The organism is Bombella dulcis (assembly GCF_026385505.1).
GTDB lineage: Bacteria > Pseudomonadota > Alphaproteobacteria > Acetobacterales > Acetobacteraceae > Bombella > Bombella dulcis.
Map to the genome: position 1 here is coordinate 175,272 of NZ_JANIDV010000002.1, position 17,318 is coordinate 192,589.

Genomic DNA, 17,318 nt, shown 5'->3' on the forward strand with positions numbered 1-17,318 from the left:
TTTCCTTGGCAATCCATTTACGGCTCTATAAAGCAGTCCGGAGCGGATTATGGTCCGTTTTTTCGCTTCAGGGGGATGGGTTCATGTCTCTTCGTGCAGTCATGACAACACGGCAGGCGATGCAGCAGGCTCTTGCCCTGGCGGATGAGGCGGCCCGTATGGGGGAGGTGCCTGTCGGGGCCGTGGTACTGGATGGGCGGGACCGTGTTCTGGGCATGGCCCGTAATTATGTGGAAGAGTGGCATGATGCCAGTGCCCATGCCGAGCTTCTGGCCATGAGGGAGGCTGCCCGTCAGCACGGCTCTGCCCGGCTGGCTGGCTGCACGCTGGTCGTGACGCTGGAACCCTGCCCGATGTGTGCGGCGGCCATCACGCATTTCCGCATCCGGCGTCTTATCTACGGGGCCTATGACCCTAAAGGGGGAGCCGTTGATCACGGCCCCCGCCTGTTCCATCGTCCCACATGCCTGCACCGGCCGGAAGAAGTCATCAGCGGGGTCAGGGAACGGGATGCTGGAGAGCGGCTCAGACTGTTCTTCAGGGCGTTGCGGGGAAAGGCGGGCGACTAGCCCAGAATGGCTCGTAACAGTCCCGTCGTGATGACCCCGCAGAGCATGGTGGGCAGCAGGGAGAAGCGTGTGGCGGCCAGCATGGTGGCGGTGAGGCCCAGCAGATCGGCCGGGCGGCCCGTGGCGAAGTCAGGTGCGATGACGGCCACCAGCACACAGCCGGGAATGAGGTCCATGACGGCCTGCATCCGGGGTGAGAGCTTACGCCCAGCGAGCAGCAGATAGCCTCCGATGCGGGTCAGATACGTCACGAGGGCCATGGCAAGGATGGCCAGAAGGGCGGGGATGTGGAGCATCATATGCCCCTCACGACCAGAAAGGCGGTGGTAATGCCTGCCAGCGCTCCGGCGGGGACGTACCAGGCTCCGGGCAGGAGGAGATGGACCAGCACGGCCACGCCAAGGCTGACACACCAGGGCAGGGCATTGCGTGCCCCCTTCCACATGCCCTTGAGCAGCATGATGAACACGGCCGGGAAAGCCATGTCCACGCCATAGCGTGTCAGGTCTCCCAGAAGATTGCCCGTATAGCCTCCCATGAAGGTGAAGATGACCCAGGTGAGATACAGGCAGACCGTGATGCCGGCATAGAAACCGGTACTGAAGCGGTGGCCTGGCCGGGCATGCAGGTCTGTCAGGGTCAGTGCCCAGACTTCGTCACACATGAAGAAAAGCAGCAGAAAGATTTTCCAGCGGGGCAGATGCTTCAGGTGCGGGGCGAGGGCTGCGCCCATGAGGATATGGCGGCTGTTGATGAGAAAGGTCACTCCGGCCAGGAGCATGATGGCGGGTGGGATGGACCACAGGCCGACAGCGGCGAATTCTGACCCTCCGGCAAAATTGAGGCCTGTCAGCAGGGGGACTTCCAGAATGGAGAAGCCTTTCTGCACGGCCTGACTGCCCAGAAGCAGGCCGAAGGGTACGAAAGCGATGAGGAGGGGCAGGGATGTTTTCACACCCCGGAAAAATTCCGCCCGGAAACTGTTCTGCCTGTCGGTCAGGGAGGTGGTCTGCATGGTGACTTTCTAGAAGCCAGCCGCCCTGTCAGCAAGAGCGGATGGGGTGGCTGATGGCCGGTGTGTCTTACATTTCTTTTAGGTGCTGTCTGCTTGCAGGGCGGGCAGTCCCAGCCTTATCTTCTCCACACGTTCCGCTTGATGCATGTACAACCCATAACCTCAGGAAAAGTCTGTGATGATGTCGCCCTCCCGTCTGTCTCTGGCATGTCTGGCCGTGCTGGGTCTGGCCAGTGTTCCCCTGCCTGCCCTGGCCCAGAATGCTCCCATCCGTCCGCAGATGTCGGGTGGACAGGGTATCCCTGATTTCGTGCAGATCGTGAAGCAGGTCAAACCTGCTGTCGTCTCCATCACGGCCCGCATCCGTGAGGGGGCTGATGAGGATGGTGGTGAAGGGCCGCCCGGTGGCAATGGCGGTCCGCAGGGTTTCTCATTTCCCTTCCCGTCATTCCCCTTTCCGTTCCAGATGATGCCGGGCATGCCGTCCAACCGTATGGTGGAGGCCAGAGGGTCCGGCTTCATCATTTCGGCTGATGGCTATGTCGTCACGAATAACCATGTCATCAATGGTGCCACGAAAGTCAGCGTGAAGCTTGATGATGGTACGACCATGCCCGCGAAGGTCATCGGCCATGATGCCAAGACGGACATTGCCCTGCTGCGCGTGAAGGCCGATCATCTGCCTTATGTCGAGCTGGGCAATTCTGATGACGTGCAGCCGGGCCAGTGGGTCGTGGCCGTCGGCAACCCTTACGGCCTCGGTGGCACGGTGACGGCGGGCATCATTTCCGCTCTGGGGCGTGATCTTCATTCCGGGGCCTATAATGATTTCATCCAGGTGGATGCGCCCATCAATCATGGCAATTCCGGCGGGCCGCTGATCACGCTGGATGGCAAGGTGATCGGTGTCAATTCCATGATCATGTCCCCGAATGGGGGCGGGTCCATCGGGATCGGTTTTGCCATTCCGTCCGCCACGGTGCGTTCCGTTGTGGATCAGCTGCGGACGACCGGCCATGTCGTGCGTGGTTTCATTGGTGTGGAAACGCAGGACATCACCCCGACGATGGCCCGTGCCCTCGGACTGGTCAGCAGCGACCATCCCGGTGCGCCCTCTCATGGTGCGCTGGTGGCCAATCTCATCAAGGGTGGACCGGCTGACAAGGCAGGGCTGAAGAGCGGTGACGTGGTCCTGTCTCTGGATGGACACGATGTCCGCAGTGCCCATGACCTCGCCGTGAAGGTCGTGTCCATGGCTCCGGGGTCGAAGGGGACATTCACGGTCCTGCGGGATGGCAAGACGCTTCCCCTGACGGTCACGGTCGGCAACCAGGCCAGGAGCAGTCAGGAAGGGGGCACGGAAGGCGGTACCGCTGATGCGCCGTCCGGCAAGATGGGTCTAGCTCTTGGCGTGCTGACGCCCCGTACCCGGCAGGAGCTGGGGCTGGATGACAGCGTGCAGGGCTGTGTTGTTGCTGATGTGGCCCAGGGCAGTCCGGCGGATCATGCCGGTATCCGTCCCGGTGACATCATCGTGGCCGTTGGTAACCAGATGATAGCCAATCCCCATGCCGTGGTGGCTCTGGTGCAGAAGGCTCTCCGACAGCATCAGCCGCCGCTGCTGCGTATCCTGCGTGATGGCCAGCAGCTCTTCGTGGCCGTCTCGCCTGATGGTGCGGGTGACAGTGACGAGGATGGAAGCGAAGACGGCCAGTAAGCCGGATACGCTTTCCCTTCCTCAATGTGCCTGATGGCTCGGGTATCCTGCTCTTTCGTAACTGGAGGGGCAGGATTTTTCCTGCGGGCCGTTTACGGCCCTGCATATTCTCGGTAGTGAAGCGTCAGTTCACCGAAATTGATGGCGCGTGATGGCGATGGCATGACGTTGACGTGTCGGCCACGGGAGATCTGGGTTTTGCTGAGAAATGACAGCCTGTCTTTCAGCCAGCGGTCATGTGCGGCATGGCCCGTGCTGGCCTGCCTGTTCCTGTCCTGTCTGGCAGGGCAGGCGGTGGCGGCCTCCGGGACTGCATCAGCAGTGTCCACCATCTCGTCTCTTCCGTCACCCATACAGGGCCTGACCCCGGAGGGACGGCGTGCGCTCCAGCGTCAGCGGCAGATGGGCCGGACCAGAAGTCACCACCGGCTGGTGTATGGGCGTCATTTTGCTGTGGAATGGTCACGCTACAAGCAGCGTGAGGCCAGACGGCTGGAAGAAAAACGCAAAGCTCTGGCCGTCGCAGCGGCCATTGCCGAGCATCAGAGGGTCCGGAAAAACACGGGAACCGTCCTGCCGGATGTCATCAATGCCGTGCATAGTGACGCCATCTCCGATGAGGTGCTGACCCGGAAACGGTACAATCCGCCTTCCGTGAGGGATCAGCATTTCTTTGGTGACTGGGGCGGCATCCAGCCCTGGCTGGTGGATCATGGCATCAGCCTGCTCGTGTCCCTCAATGAGGAACTGGCCGGGAACCTGATGGGCGGGAAGAAACGGGCCAACAGCAATGCAGGTCAGGTCGGGCTGGAGCTGGATATTGACTGGCAGAAACTTGCCGGACTGCGGAATTTCAAGACGCATACCATCATCGTCAACGGGCATGGGCGGAGCGTGTCGGCCGATTTTGGGGATACGTTGGCGGCGTCGCAGGAGATTTATGGTGCCCGTGGCAATGTGGTGGCGCATCTTGTGGCCATGTATGGTGAGCGGTCCTTTTGGAAGGAACGGGTGGACCTGAACGTGGGGTGGATGCCGGTCGGGTCTTTCTTTGCGGCATCCCCCCTGTTCTGTGATTTCATGAATGTGGCCATCTGTGGCAATCCGGGGCCGAACAAATACACCAATGGCAACCGGGACTGGCCTTCGGGCAATCTGGGCATGGTCGTGCATGTCATGCCCATCAGGGGGTTGTATCATGGGCGGGCTGTTTGCTGTCAGTCCGCACGGGTATAACGGTGGCATTTCTGGCTGGTCATGGGCGCAGGACGGGCTGGGCAAATTTTCCACCCCGGTGGAACTCGGCTGGCTGCCGGAGTTCGGGAAACACCGCCTGACGGGCCATTACAAGCTGGGTTATTCCTACGACAATTCCCGTTATCCGGACCTGTATCGTGATGCTTACGGACAGCCCTTTCTGCTGACGGGCCGTCCGCAGCGTTACCGGGCGGGCATGAACAGTGTATGGTTCATGGCGGACCAGATGCTGCTGCGTCACGGGCCGGGGGAGAGTAACGGGCTGATCCTGCTCGGCGGTGCCATGTATACGGATGGAAAGACCGTGTCCGTTCATGAACATGAATGGCTGGGGCTGCTGGAGACAGGGTGTTTCTGGAACAGGCCGCTCGATACGGTAGGGGTGATGTGGCAGCATCTGGGGATCAGCTCATCAGCCACGCACCAGCAGGAAATCTCCCTGATGCTGGGCCGTCCGTTCCTGCCTAATCGGTGGGGAGCCGTGGACGGCGTGCAGTCCCACGAGAATGTCTATGAGCTGTTCTACAGTGCCCATGTTGCCCGGGCGATGGCCCTCCAGCCGGACTTCCAGTACATCCAGCGGCCCAGTGCCACGACGACCTATCATGATGCCGCCGTGTTCGGGCTTCAGTTCACGGTCGTCCTGTGAGGCAGGCTATTAGCTGATGAGGCTTTCCAGCAGGGCATCGGCATCTTCCGGGCGTGTGTAGAAGCTGGTGACGAAGCGGACCAGCCTGCCCGGTACACCCTGCGGGGTAGGGTAAGTGTAGAACTGGTAGCCCTCGGAGCGGAGCTGTTCCACCTGTGCCTCTGGCAGGACGGCGAAAATCTCGTTGCTTTCCGTTGCGAAAGGCAGGTTGACGGCAGGATGCCTGTACAGGCCGTGGCGCAGACGCTGGCACATGGCGTTGGCGTGGCGGCAGTTTTCCAGCCACAGATCATTTTCCAGCAGGGCGAGCAGCTGCGCCGTCATGAAACGCTGCTTGGACCACAGATGGCCGCCACGTTTGATCCGGCGTGTCATGGCCTCCACCATCGGGCGGGTCCGGTCATTAAGGAAGAAGACAATGGCTTCCGCTGCCATCGCTCCGGCCTTGGTGCCGCCGAAGCTCAGCACATCCACACCGGCTTTCCATGTGGTGTCAGCGGGGCTGCATTCCAGATGGGCAATGGCATTTCCAAGCCGGGCACCATCCATATGGACGGTCAGACCGTGTTCATGGGCAATTTCTGACAGTTCGGCGATTGTCTCGCAGGCATAGGTCGTGCCCCATTCTGTAGCCTGCGTGAGGGACAGTGCCGTAAATGGCGGGGTGAGGACGCCCTTGGAACGGTTCTGCTGGAGGGTGGGCGGCAGGCTTGCCGGGTCCATCCGTCCTTCCGGGGAGGGAATGCCCACCAGCTTGGCCCCCTGGGTGAAGAATTCCGGTGCCCCGCCTTCCTCATTGTTGATATGGGCACTCTGGTCACACAGCACGCTGCCATAAGGGGGAACCATAGCGGAGAGGGCCAGGGAATTGGCTGCCGTGCCCGTAGTAACCGGGAAAACGGTAACTTCTGCCTCAAATACCTCGCCGAAACGCTGGTTCAGTGTCAGGGAGAGATCATCATGACCATAGGAAGGAACATTGCCGTTATTGGCATCAGCGATGGCCTGCATGACAGCCGGGCAGGCAGGGGTCACGTTATCGCTGGCAAAATTCTTGCGTAGATCGTCACGCACGGGGTGAGTTCCTTCATCCTTGGCTGGAGGGGCTGTCCATTTCTGCTTCCCAGTCTCTAGCGGAAAGATCAGGTCTTGTCATGTCTTGTCCAATGGGCATAGAGAGGCGGGAAATACCGGTTTGGCGGAGAGTACGTTCATGACAGCATCATCCACCGTACGTGCAGACGGCAGGGCACAACTGATTGATGGCAAAGCCATGGCAGCCGGAATGACGGCTGAAATCCGTGGTCAGGTGGAGCAGCTGGTCGAGCAGGGGCATGAGCTGCCCGGTCTGGCCGTGGTGCTGGTCGGCAACGATCCCGCCTCGGAAGTGTATGTCAAGAACAAGGCGATCCAGACCCATCGTGCGGGGATGAAGTCCTTCATGCAGATGATGCCGGAAAGCACGTCGCAGGATGAGCTGCTGGCCCTGATTGATGAGCTGAATGCCAACCCCAAGGTGGATGGCATTCTCGTCCAGCTGCCCTTGCCGCCGCAGATTGATGCGGCGGCCGTGACCAATGCCATCCATCCTGACAAGGACGTGGACGGGCTGGGTGAAGTCAATACTGGCCGTCTGGCCCTGGGGATGGAGAATGGCATCGTTCCCTGTACCCCGCTGGGCTGCCTCAAGCTGCTGCAGTCCGTCCATGCGGACATGACGGGGATGAAGGCCGTGGTCATCGGGGCCTCCAATCTGGTGGGCAAGCCGATGGCCCAGCTTCTGCTCAAGGCCAACTGCACCGTTACCGTGGCGCATATCCATACCCGCAACATCGAGGCCCTGGCACGGGAGGCCGATATTCTTGTCGTGGCCACGGGCAAGGCCGGACTGGTGAAGGGCAGCTGGATCAAGCCCGGTGCCACGGTCATTGATGTGGGCATCACCCGTGTGCAGACCGCCGAGGGCAAGAGCCGTCTGGTCGGGGATGTGGTGTTTGAGGAAGCCAGTCAGGTGGCCGGGCATATCACGCCGGTGCCGGGTGGCGTCGGACCAATGACCATTGCCTGCCTGCTGTACAACACGTTTCAGGCAGCGAGTCGGCGCAGGGCCTTTGCTGAAGGCTGATACCGGCCGTTTCCCGTCCTCCCGGATGAGCCCCTGCTGTCGGGCTGGGGCCTTGTGGCAGTCATGACCACTTCATGAGACTGGCCATTCCGGAACAAGTGCTTGATTGTTCGATATGAATAGGATAGTCCCTGTTCATATACAGAATGACCGGTTGGTCATTTTTCTTTTCAGATCATCGCTGGTCCAGTCACAGCCATGCAGGCAGCAGCTGCGCTGCCTAGGGTGCAGGACGGATAATTGCATATTTCGAGGTGACCATGGCGCAGTCCGGTACACAGTCTGACACTCACTCCGCCGCAGGGGGCGGGAAAGAGCAGAAGGCCACCCCGGACCAGACCGGAAAGTCTTTCAGGGATCATGGGGCACGGAAACTCATCCTGATCCTCATTCTGGTCATGGTCGTGCTGGGTGTCGGGCTGTATTTCTTTTTCAACCGGAACAAGGTTGAAACGGATGACGCCTATGTGACAGGCCGCAAGATTTCCATTGCCGCCCATGTTAGCGGGTATGTGTCCCGCCTGCTGGTGGATGACAACCAGTTTGTTCATAAGGGTGACCTGCTGGTGCAGATTGATGGCCGGGATTATCTGGCGCAGCTGCACCGGGCCGAGGCCGCCGTGGCCCAGGCCGAGGCGGACATGGTCTCCTATGATCTGTCCTACGCCGTGGCGCAGAAGAACTATCCCGGTCAGCTGATGGCAGCCCGCGGTGCGCTGGATGAAGCCAAGGCCCGTCTCTTCCGTGCCCAGACGGATTATGTCCGGCAGCATCGTGTGGAACGTGCGGCCACGACCCAGCAGAACATTGACTATGCCCGTGCCGCACTAGATGAAGCCACGGCATCCGTCATGCAGGCCCAGGGGCAGCTGACACAGGCCGAGCCAGTCAAGGCGAATATTGGCAATGCCTATGCCCATTACACACAGGCCCAGGCCACGCTGAAATCAGCGCAGGCAGAGCTGGAGCTGGCCCGCCAGAATGTGGACTGGATGGATGTTCGTGCCCCACGGGACGGCTGGGTCTCGCAGCGTACGGTGGAGCAGGGCAACTTCGTGCAGGTCGGGCAGGAGATGTTCTCCATCGTGGCGAAGGATGTCTGGATTGTTGCGAATTACAAGGAAACGCAGCTCGCTGACATGCGCCCGGGCCAGAAGGCCGAGATTGAGGTGGATGCCTATCCCCAGCTTCATCTGAAAGGCCATGTGGATACCATACAGAAGGGGTCTGGTGAGTCCTTCAGTGCCTTCCCGCCGGAAAATGCCACGGGGAACTTTGTGAAGACCGTGCAGCGTATTCCCGTCAAAATCCTGATCGACAGCGGGCTTGATGACAGGCTGCCTCTTTCTCTGGGCATGTCCGTCGAGCCAACCGTCCATGTGGGTGAGTGAGGCCGGACATGGCTGATTCTTCAGAAGAAGGTCACCACAACTGGAAACCACGCCATAATCCCTGGCTGGTGGCGGTCGTGGTGACGCTGGCCGCCTTCATGGAGGTGCTGGATACCACCATCGTCAACGTGGCCCTGCCGCATATCGCCGGATCGCTTGGCAGCTCCTACGATGACGCCACATGGGCACTGACATCTTATCTGGTGGCCAACGGGATCGTGCTGACGATCTCAAGCTGGCTGTCGAAACGGTTCGGGCGGAAGCGGTATTTTCTCATCTGCGTGATGATGTTCACCCTGTCTTCCTTCCTCTGCGGGCTGTCCACCTCCCTGCCGATGCTGGTGATTTTCCGTCTCATGCAGGGGTTTTTTGGTGGGGGACTGCAACCGGTGCAGCAGGCCATCATTCTGGACATCTTCCCGCCGGAGAAGCGTGGTGCCGCATTTGGTCTGACAGCCCTGGCCATGGTCGTGGGGCCGGTTCTGGGGCCGCTGGTGGGTGGATGGTTGACAGACACCTATTCATGGCGGTGGATTTTTTACGTCAACGTACCCTTCGGCATTATGACGGTCATGGCCGTGGCCGCCCTTGTGGAAGACCCGCCGTGGGTGAAGGTTGTACGGGAGCGGGTGGATGTCGTCGGCATCAGCCTGATTTCACTGGGTCTCGGCTGTCTTGAGATCATGGCCGATCGTGGTGAGGATGATGACTGGTTCGGGTCGCCCTTCATTACGACCATGGCCGTCATTGGTGGTCTCTGCACGCTGGGGGCCATCATCTGGCTGCTCAAGGCGAAAAATCCACTCCTGAGGCTGAGCGTGCTGAAGGACCGGAACTTCGCCATTGGCACTTTCATGATCGGTGCCGTGGGGGTGCTGCTTTATGCGTCTGCTGTGATCGTGCCGCAGTTTGCCCAGCAGGTGCAGGGCTATACGGCCACGATTGCAGGGCAGATCATGGCTCCGGGTGGCATGGCCGTGATGGTGCTGATCCCCCTCGTGGGGATGCTGATGAAGCATGTACAGGTCCGGCATCTCATCGGGGTGGGGTTCATCTTCATGGCCCTGTCCTGCTTCTTTTCAGCCACGCTCTATGCTGATGTGGATTTCTGGTATCTGGTGCTCTGCCGTGTGCGGCAGACGGCCCCGCTGGCCTTCCTGTTTGTTCCCATCTCCACCATCGCCTATGCGACCCTGCCACGGGAGCTGAATGGTGATGCGTCAGCCCTGTTCAGCATGGTGCGGAACTATTTCGGGTCCCAGGCCATTTCGCTTTCCACGGCGGCCCTGACAGAAATGCGGCAGGTCCAGCAGACGGACGTGTCCGCCCATGCCATTGCGGCACGGCCGGAGTTCCGGGATTACATGTTCCGTGCCCAGCAGCTGGCAGAGGCGCATGGTCTGGCTCCACTGCGTGCCCATGCCTATGCCATTGCCCATATCTATCAGGAATTCCTGAGGCAGGTGGCCATGCTGGCCTACAACCAGCTTTTCAACGTGCTGGGGATCATGGCTCTCTGCATCGTGCCATTCTGTTTCCTCATGTCCCCGATGAAGGGGAATGACCAGCAGGGAGGCGGACATTGAGGCTGAAGAACGTCTCTCCAGCGGCTCCTTCAGGGGGCGTACATGCGGAGGAAGCTGTCCGCCACCATGCTGGCGACTTCGTCTATGCTGGCCGGGCTGGTATCCACGGGCAGGGACAGGCGGGTCCGGTGGATGATGCGGGTCTGACTCATCGTGAGGAACTGTTCGGCAGCCAGGTCACTGTCTTCAATGACGAGCTGGCCTGCGGCATGTTTTTCGGCGAACCATTCGGCGAGGCCGGTCAGCGTGCGGGAGACGCCATAATGCCACAGCGTGTCCGCCAGATTGGGGAACTCATTGGCTTCGGCGACGACGATGCGGTAGAGGCCGATGGCTTCCGGGTCGATCATCAGTGTGATGATGGTGGCGGAGGCCTGCCGGAGGGCCGTGCGCAGGTCGGGCTGTGGAGCCTGGGAGACGGATTTCAGCGTGTTGAGCCGTGTGCGGCTGCGTTCCTCGAAAAAGGCCGTGAACAGGCCCGCCTTGTTCTCGAAATGGTTGTAAAGCGACCCTTTGGAGACGCCAGCCAGATGGGCGATCTGCGACATGGATGTCCGCTCATAACCCTGCTGGAGAAAAAGCTGGCCTGCGCTCTGGAGGATCCGTTCATATTTGCTGGATGTTCCCCTGCTGCGGAAAGGAGATGGGGCCGTCTGTTCGGTCTTGGTCATCGTCTCGTGGAAGGGTTGCTCCTGCATATGAGGGGGCATGTTAGGGTGCCGGGGCGGCAGGGTCCATACGGGCAGTCTGTTTCCGGCCCATTTTATGTTGATTATCATGCAGGAGCTTCACTGTGAAAGACGCTCGTTTATTCCGTTCCGTACGTAACGGGGGTGAGGCCCTGTATGCACGCCGTTTCAGTCGGCAGCTTCTGTGCGGGGTGGCTCTGCTGGGGCTGGGAGGCTGCCTCATGGTCGGCCCGAACTATCACCCTCCGAAGGACTGGGCACCACCACATTATGATCTTCATAACGGAAGCAACCAGACTTCCAGAGGAACGGCGAAGGGGAAAGGGCATGGCCCTCATGGGGCCAACGCCGCACCTGAAGACAGGACGGATGAAAAGGCCTCCCCCGCTTCTGTCGTGACGGAACTGCCGATGGCGGATGCGTGGTGGAAGACGTTCCATGATTCTGAGCTGACATCTCTGGAAGACCGTGTGGCCACGCAGAACCTATCTTTCCTGCTGGCCACGCAGAATCTGGCGCAGAGCCGTGCCCAGATGATCATTGCCGGTGCCGAACGTTTCCCCAGCCTCTCGGCCTATGGCACCTATGCACGGTCACAGCACAGTTCCAAGCAGCTTCAGGAGATTTTCAAACGGGTGGGCAAGGGGTTCCCTGACCTGCCCGAGCGGGAGGCCAATTTCATCCAGAGTTCCCAGCAGGCTCAGGTGCCGCTGCTGAACCAGTGGCAGGACAAGATTGATGCGACTTATGAGATCGATCTCTGGGGGCGTGTGGCGTATCAGTATCAGGCTGCAAAATATCTGATGAAAATGAGTGAGGAGGAGCGGCGCAGCATCCTCATTGCCCGTCAGGCTGACATGGCCCGTGATTATCTCCAGCTGCGTGGTGACCAGAAGCGTCAGCGCATTCTGGCGGACAGCCATGCCACCGTGCAGGACCTGCTGTCACTGGCACAGAGCCGTTACTGGAGTGGCCTTGTGACGGAGCTGGATGTGGACAGCATGAAGGCCCGTCTGCATGGGATTGAAGCACAGCAGGCCAATCTGGACGAGACGGTGGCCCGGGAAAAGAATGCCATTGCCCTGCTTCTGGGTATGCCGCCGCAGAGCCTGAATGAAGAGCTGGGCCGTACGGCTGCCGTGCCGACCGTGCCCCCCTTTGTTCCTGCCGGTCTGCCTTCCGAGCTGGCCCATCGCCGTCCGGATATCCGGGAGGCCGAGGAGCATCTGAGGGAAACGGTGGCCGAGGTGGGCGAGGCCACGGCCGATTTCTATCCCAAGGTGACGGTGACGGCTGATTTCGGGTTCCAGACCCTGTCTTTCCGGGACCTTGGCTTCTGGAATGCCCGTGCCTGGAATGTCGGTCCCAGCATTTCCCTGCCGATCTTTCAGGGGGGGCGGCTCTATGGCCAGCTCCGGCTGAAGAAGGCGGCACAGCGTGCAGCGGCCGTGGAATATCGCCAGACGGTCCTTCAGGCGTGGAATGAAGTGGATAACGCCTTGCAGGCCTATCATGACGAGCAGATTCATCATGAAGGTCTGGCAAGAACCGTGGATGACCAGAAGCGTGCCCTGACACTGGCGACCAGCCAGTACCGGGCCGGGCTGGCGACCTATCTGTCTGTTCTGGAAGCGCAGGAGAAACTGCAGGAAGCCCAGCTGGAGCTGGCAGCAAGTGACAGTGCTTTTGCGACGGACCTTGCCCGTCTCTACAATGCTCTGGGTGGCGGCTGGTCTGATGTTCTGCCAGATGAGGACAGGACGTCGCAGGGGGAGAAGGGACGGTCTGTCATCCGGAGGGCTGGTCAGTAATAAGGGTGCAGAGGGTGTGAACACTTCCGTTCCGGCCTGATGACGACTCCCCGGTCTGCTTCACGGGAATCGCTGTCAAGGGGACATCTTCATTACTCACAGACTTTTCCACAGGTGCGGGAGCGCAGAAAACGGCCAGCTTTGCGCTGTCCTTTCACTGATTATCCACACAGTGCCTGAGGATTGTAGGTCGGGCATGAAAAAACCGGCACGGGACTCATCCCGTACCGGTTTTCCATGCAGTTCTTTCCCCGCAGGCGCAGGGAGGAACAGAGCTTAGTGCTGCTTCTTGGCAGTGGCACTGCTGTTGCTGGCTTCCGTCACGACATTCTCGGAAACGAAAACGAGCGTGTTCAGACCATCATTCAGGGCCACAGTGGCGGCATCAGGATGGTTGTTCTCGGCAAAGGTCGTGGCACGGTTCACATAACCCTGAAGCTGGGCCAGGGGAGCCAGAGCGATGATGAAGTCGATGTCCTGTCCGACAACCTGAAGTGTCTGGGCGGCCTGCTGGGTCTGGCCTGCCTTCAGCTGGGCATTGGCTGTGGCCACGGCACTCTTCTTGCTGGGTTCCAGCATGTCCGTGGCGATGACTTCACCACCAACCGGAATCCAGTCCGTCGGGCCGGACTGTGCCGTATGGGCACTGGAAACAGGGTGCTGCGGGGCCGGCTGGAGGTCGGCTTCAGCAGCGGTGAACTGTTCACGGGCCTTGGCAGCGGCATCCAGATGGGCACTGGCGGAGTGAAGGGCCGTGACGGCCTTGCTGTTCTGCCCGTTGGCGAGGAACTGCTGTGCATCCAGAATGTTGGCCATGGCCTTCTGGCCATTGTCGGACAGATGATGGAATGCCCGATGTTCCTTGCGTGCTTCGTTCTTTGCGTGGCGGCTGGCAGCTGTCTTGTTCTGGCTGGCTGAAGCGGCGTCATCGGCCAGAGCCGGAGCCGCCAGAGTACCCAGACCAAAAACGGAAAGAGCCAGACCCTTGTGTAGTGTGGTGAAGCGCATTGGTATATCCTTATTCATTGGATGGTCTGACAGACTGCCCATGAAAACAGGCCATCAGAATATCCGCCATAACAACTTAGAAAGATCATGTCTGCAACCGTTATGACTGAGTAGCAGATATGCTGGAAAGGATGAGTATTTCATGGGAAATGCGTTGACGGCCCTGCCTCCCGGTCAACTTCATGAAACCCTTCCTGGAGGAAGAGGTGTGGCCTAGAAAATTTCGATGTGACTCTTGAAGCCGAGCAGGGCTGCATCACGCAGGTTGCCCTGCCCGTTGGGGCGGAAATAATATTCCAGAAGGGGCTGGAAGATGACGCCCCGATAGACATGGATGGCGTAGTTGACTTCCAGCACGGCGGCATGACGCTGTGCCCCCGTCGCATGGTTGGGAAGATGGCGGAACTGCTGGGTATCCAGCATCAGGCTCTCGGTGGCCTGTACGCCGGGAGCGATCTTTTCGTAGGTGAAGGCTACCCCAAACGTGTCAAAGGGGCGGGACCGGAAGATGCCCCGGTCGATGAGGGCACCATAAGCCTCCCATTCCCGCAGGGCGATGCGCTTGTCATTATAGAGGAAACCACCCAGAAGGGAGATGCCACGTTTGCCGCTGCCATAATGGTCCAGAATATGCTGGTCAGCCATGAACCAGGCCCCATAGCCGTCATGGCGCATGCGCGGGCGGCCTCCTGTCAGGGCATAGGGATGGCCTTCTTCATCCAGATAGTTGTCCGGGCTGGGGGCGGTCATCAGGACGCCGCCAAATTTGTAGTGGCCGTGATGGCCCTTGCCGAAGATGGGTTCCCAGCCGGTCTCGAAGGGCAGGCGGAAACCATTGATGTTGCCCCCATTGAACTTGAAACCCGTACGATGCTGTTCGTTCTTGTAAATGCCGTTCTCCCCGGCATAAAGGCCGGTCTGCACATAGAGGAAGCGGGTGGGACGGACACGGATGCGCCCTCCCCAGACAGAGGCAGGGTATCCGCTGACAAAGCTGCTGTCCGTTGCCGCCTTGGGACGGCCGCAGATGCTGCCATTCTGGAAATTGCAGAAGAGCGGGCTGTTCTGGAAGTCTGACATTTCGGCCATGCGACCGGCAGCGATGGAGAGGCGGCCACCGAAAAGCGTCTCTTCCCCATAGGCCATGACCAGATGGACGACCACGTTGCCGCCTCCGCCGTAATCTTCCGAGGCGTGGTTCAGCCAGTCACCGAACATGCGGTTGGCGGTCGTGCCGTAGCGGCCTACGATGATCGAATGGGTGGAGAAGCCCCGCAGGCCGACAAGCTGTTCCCAGTTGATATTGACGGAAGCCGCATACTGTCCAGCATTGCTGGCCCCCTGTTTGTACGGGGCAAAATGCTGGGAATTGGGATAGGAGCGGGTAGGTGGGGTGATGGCCCCGGCAAACTCGTTCGTGTTGTCGAGGAGGAAGGCAATGCCACGTTTCCTCAGCCAGTCCGTCATGCCGAAGCCGTGAGGGAACAGGGCTTCAGGCCGGTCAAAGGGCGGAACGGATGTCGTGTATCCGCTGTGGGCCGGCAGGGGCGTATCCACCCTGAGCAGCGGTTCGTTCCCGATGATTTCATCCAGTACCTGCGCCTGCGCAGAAAACGGCATGATGCAGAGCAGCATGAGAAAAAGGGCCGGAATCCAGAAGATAATTGGTCTTAGTCGCATGGCTCGGTAATAGACTGAGAATCGTGATGCGGAAAATGACCTTTTCTGGCGAATGGGGAAAGACAGGTAGACTGGCATGATTGCCCCATTGCTCCAAAAAAGAACCGCAATAGTACGGAAATGTGGCTAATCAAAGATATGACGCTACACGTTTAAGGAGATGGAACTGGAAATTCAAAGTCTATTTATTTTTGATACGAGCATTTTCCGGGACGAGGCCAGGTAGCTGAGAAAGTTGCGGTAAAGTAATCTCTTTTCACGCCCCGGGGAGTGTGGGAAAAGCAGGGCCATGAGTACCCACATGGAAACCCATACCATCCACCCAGTCCCGCAGACGCATCGTCACGGGCGTGTGGCGGACCTGTTCTCAGTCTGGTTCAGTGCTAACATGACGCTGCTGACAGTCGTGACCGGTGCCCTGGGGCCGGCCGTTTTCGGGCTTTCCCTCTTCTGGTCTTTTCTGGCCCTGCTGCTGGGCAATGTGGTGGGGGCGATCTTCATGGCCCTTCATGCCGCACAGGGGCCACGGCTTGGTGTTCCCCAGATGGTGCAGAGCCGGGCACAGTTCGGCATATATGGTTCCGTGCCGATCATCATTCTGGTCGTCCTCATGTATATCGGCTTTGCGGCGTCCAACTGTGTGGTCGGGGGGGAAGCACTGGCTCATGTCCTGCCTTTTTTCGAGGGCAGCCGAGGCGTGTGGCTGATTGCTGTCCTGACCCTTCTGCCCTGTGTGATGGGGTACAGGGCCATTCATGTCTGTTCCCGTCTGGCAAGCTGGGTGTCCATCGTGGCGGTCGTTTATGCCATTGGCTGTGGGCTGGGCGGTTTCTCCCGTGCCCTGCTGGCGGACATGCACGGTACGGTGGCCGGGTTCTTCGGAGCGTTTTCCGTTTCGGCTCTCTGGCAGATCGCCTACGCCCCTTATGTGTCTGATTCATCCCGCTATCTGCCGGATGAAGCCGGAGCAGGCCGTCAGGCATTCTGGGCCACATATGGCGGGACGGTCATCGGGGCGGTGCTGCCCATGGTGTTGGGCAGTCTCCTGTCACTCAGCTATCCCATGCTGCCTCTGGCGGGTGCCCTGTCCCATATGGGGGGGCATATAGGCAATATTGTCCTGCTGGTGCTGGCTCTGGCCATCCCGCTGGCCAATGCCATGAGTGTCTATTGTGGTGCCCTGTGCAGCCTGACTCTGGTGCAGACGTTCTGGCCCTCATGGCGGGCTGGACTGGGGGGAAGGCTCTTCATGACCGTCCTGCTGCTGGCGGTGGCACTCGTGATGAGTCTTGGCATGGTCGGGGACTTCCTGAAGGCCTATACATCCTTCTTGGACATTCTCATGGCTGTGCTCGTGCCGTGGACGGCCATCAATCTGTGTGATTATTACCTGCTGCGGCATGGTGATTATGATGTCATGGCGTTCTTCCGGGCGGATGGCGGGCCGTATGGGCGTTTCAATCTTCCGGTCGTGCTGATCTACGTCATGGGCGTTCTGGTGGAGCTGCCCTTCATGAAGACGGGTCCCTATACCGGCCCGCTGGTGCCCGCCCTGCATGGCGTGGATATTTCATGGTTCGTCAGTCTTCTGGTGACGGGGGTGGCGTATTGTCTCTGGGCACGGCGTGGTGGGGACGTAAAGGCGTAATCAATGTCCCCATCTGATGATGATGTCATGCAGAGCATGAAGGAATAAGTACCTATAGGGTAGATTTATATTCGTAATCAATTTTACCTGTTAATCTGAAGCATCTCCCCCTATAGGAGAAGGAGCCGTCATTGTCCGGCCGTCTTCTTGCAGGATGGCAGAGTTATGTGATG

13 protein-coding genes and 1 pseudogene are annotated in these 17,318 nt (G+C 59.5%); 8 read left to right on the plus strand and 6 right to left on the minus strand.

Translation table 11 applies throughout. From position 1 onward, the window contains the following. Nucleotides 1-83 precede the first annotated feature (83 nt). Nucleotides 84-569, plus strand: a complete 486-nt coding sequence (locus tag NQF87_RS04255; RefSeq protein WP_266127185.1) for a nucleoside deaminase — start codon at nucleotides 84-86, stop codon at nucleotides 567-569. Here NQF87_RS04255 and NQF87_RS04260 read toward each other — a convergent pair. Both NQF87_RS04260 and NQF87_RS04265 read right to left on the minus strand, forming a co-directional pair. Then, nucleotides 566-868 (minus strand): AzlD family protein, encoded by a 303-nt coding sequence (locus tag NQF87_RS04260; protein ID WP_266127186.1) that lies wholly within the window; start codon nucleotides 866-868, stop codon nucleotides 566-568. The two genes, NQF87_RS04255 and NQF87_RS04260, sit on opposite strands and share 4 nt — an antisense overlap. Further along, nucleotides 865-1,584, minus strand: coding sequence for an AzlC family ABC transporter permease (locus NQF87_RS04265; protein ID WP_266127187.1), 720 nt, complete (start codon nucleotides 1,582-1,584; stop codon nucleotides 865-867). Before NQF87_RS04265 ends, NQF87_RS04260 begins: the two co-directional genes overlap by 4 nt. Nucleotides 1,585-1,762: 178 nt before the next feature. On the opposite strand from NQF87_RS04265, the gene NQF87_RS04270 reads away from it, so the two are divergent. Then, nucleotides 1,763-3,301: a Do family serine endopeptidase gene (locus NQF87_RS04270; RefSeq protein WP_266127188.1), complete on the plus strand. Its 1,539-nt coding sequence runs from the start codon at nucleotides 1,763-1,765 to the stop codon at nucleotides 3,299-3,301. 264 nt (nucleotides 3,302-3,565) lie between these two features. Continuing rightward, a pseudogene (locus NQF87_RS04275) lies at nucleotides 3,566-5,207 on the plus strand (carbohydrate porin). Between the two features lie 9 nt (nucleotides 5,208-5,216). Here the strand turns inward: NQF87_RS04275 and NQF87_RS04280 are convergent. Further along, nucleotides 5,217-6,281, minus strand: a complete 1,065-nt coding sequence (locus NQF87_RS04280) for a threonine aldolase family protein (RefSeq protein WP_266127189.1) — start codon at nucleotides 6,279-6,281, stop codon at nucleotides 5,217-5,219. Nucleotides 6,282-6,420: 139 nt separating this feature from the next. Between NQF87_RS04280 and folD the strand changes: the two genes are divergently transcribed. From folD to NQF87_RS04295, 3 genes are all read left to right on the plus strand, one after another. Then, nucleotides 6,421-7,332, plus strand: coding sequence for a bifunctional methylenetetrahydrofolate dehydrogenase/methenyltetrahydrofolate cyclohydrolase FolD (gene folD, locus NQF87_RS04285; protein WP_266127190.1), 912 nt, complete (start codon nucleotides 6,421-6,423; stop codon nucleotides 7,330-7,332). Between the two features lie 260 nt (nucleotides 7,333-7,592). Then, nucleotides 7,593-8,723: an HlyD family secretion protein gene (locus tag NQF87_RS04290; protein WP_266127191.1), complete on the plus strand. Its 1,131-nt coding sequence runs from the start codon at nucleotides 7,593-7,595 to the stop codon at nucleotides 8,721-8,723. 8 nt (nucleotides 8,724-8,731) lie between these two features. Then, a complete protein-coding gene (locus NQF87_RS04295) occupies nucleotides 8,732-10,309 on the plus strand; it encodes a DHA2 family efflux MFS transporter permease subunit (protein WP_266127192.1) in 1,578 nt (525 codons plus the stop codon). Between the two features lie 29 nt (nucleotides 10,310-10,338). On the opposite strand, the gene NQF87_RS04300 is transcribed toward NQF87_RS04295, so the two are convergent. Further along, nucleotides 10,339-11,007 carry a TetR/AcrR family transcriptional regulator gene (locus tag NQF87_RS04300; RefSeq protein WP_266127193.1) on the minus strand — a complete coding sequence of 223 codons (669 nt, stop codon included), beginning with the start codon at nucleotides 11,005-11,007 and terminating at the stop codon, nucleotides 10,339-10,341. Nucleotides 11,008-11,102: 95 nt separating this feature from the next. Here NQF87_RS04300 and NQF87_RS04305 point away from each other — a divergent pair, with 95 nt between their 5' ends. Continuing rightward, a complete protein-coding gene (locus tag NQF87_RS04305; protein ID WP_266127194.1) occupies nucleotides 11,103-12,809 on the plus strand; it encodes an efflux transporter outer membrane subunit in 1,707 nt (568 codons plus the stop codon). Between the two features lie 276 nt (nucleotides 12,810-13,085). Here NQF87_RS04305 and NQF87_RS04310 read toward each other — a convergent pair whose 3' ends face one another. Further along, the gene (locus NQF87_RS04310) at nucleotides 13,086-13,817 is read right to left on the minus strand and encodes a YfdX family protein (RefSeq protein ID WP_266127195.1); all 732 of its coding nucleotides are present in this window, start codon (nucleotides 13,815-13,817) and stop codon (nucleotides 13,086-13,088) included. Nucleotides 13,818-14,030: 213 nt separating this feature from the next. Continuing rightward, the gene (locus NQF87_RS04315; RefSeq protein WP_266127196.1) at nucleotides 14,031-15,452 is read right to left on the minus strand and encodes a carbohydrate porin; all 1,422 of its coding nucleotides are present in this window, start codon (nucleotides 15,450-15,452) and stop codon (nucleotides 14,031-14,033) included. 334 nt (nucleotides 15,453-15,786) lie between these two features. On the opposite strand from NQF87_RS04315, the gene NQF87_RS04320 reads away from it, so the two are divergent. Beyond that, nucleotides 15,787-17,145 carry a purine-cytosine permease family protein gene (locus NQF87_RS04320; RefSeq protein ID WP_266127197.1) on the plus strand — a complete coding sequence of 453 codons (1,359 nt, stop codon included), beginning with the start codon at nucleotides 15,787-15,789 and terminating at the stop codon, nucleotides 17,143-17,145. Nucleotides 17,146-17,318: the final 173 nt, after the last annotated feature.

Bases quoted from the DNA above. Each gene is read 5' to 3' on its own strand.
- NQF87_RS04300 (WP_266127193.1), bottom strand. From the start codon at position 11,007: ATGCAGGAGCAACCCTTCCACGAGACGATGACCAAGACCGAACAGACG.
- NQF87_RS04255 (WP_266127185.1), top strand. From the start codon at position 84: ATGTCTCTTCGTGCAGTCATGACAACACGGCAGGCGATGCAGCAGGCT.
- NQF87_RS04265 (WP_266127187.1), bottom strand. From the start codon at position 1,584: ATGCAGACCACCTCCCTGACCGACAGGCAGAACAGTTTCCGGGCGGAA.
- NQF87_RS04270 (WP_266127188.1), top strand. From the start codon at position 1,763: ATGATGTCGCCCTCCCGTCTGTCTCTGGCATGTCTGGCCGTGCTGGGT.
- NQF87_RS04260 (WP_266127186.1), bottom strand. From the start codon at position 868: ATGATGCTCCACATCCCCGCCCTTCTGGCCATCCTTGCCATGGCCCTC.
- NQF87_RS04290 (WP_266127191.1), top strand. From the start codon at position 7,593: ATGGCGCAGTCCGGTACACAGTCTGACACTCACTCCGCCGCAGGGGGC.
- NQF87_RS04310 (WP_266127195.1), bottom strand. From the start codon at position 13,817: ATGCGCTTCACCACACTACACAAGGGTCTGGCTCTTTCCGTTTTTGGT.
- folD (WP_266127190.1), top strand. From the start codon at position 6,421: ATGACAGCATCATCCACCGTACGTGCAGACGGCAGGGCACAACTGATT.
- NQF87_RS04295 (WP_266127192.1), top strand. From the start codon at position 8,732: ATGGCTGATTCTTCAGAAGAAGGTCACCACAACTGGAAACCACGCCAT.
- NQF87_RS04320 (WP_266127197.1), top strand. From the start codon at position 15,787: ATGAGTACCCACATGGAAACCCATACCATCCACCCAGTCCCGCAGACG.
- NQF87_RS04315 (WP_266127196.1), bottom strand. From the start codon at position 15,452: ATGCTGCTCTGCATCATGCCGTTTTCTGCGCAGGCGCAGGTACTGGAT.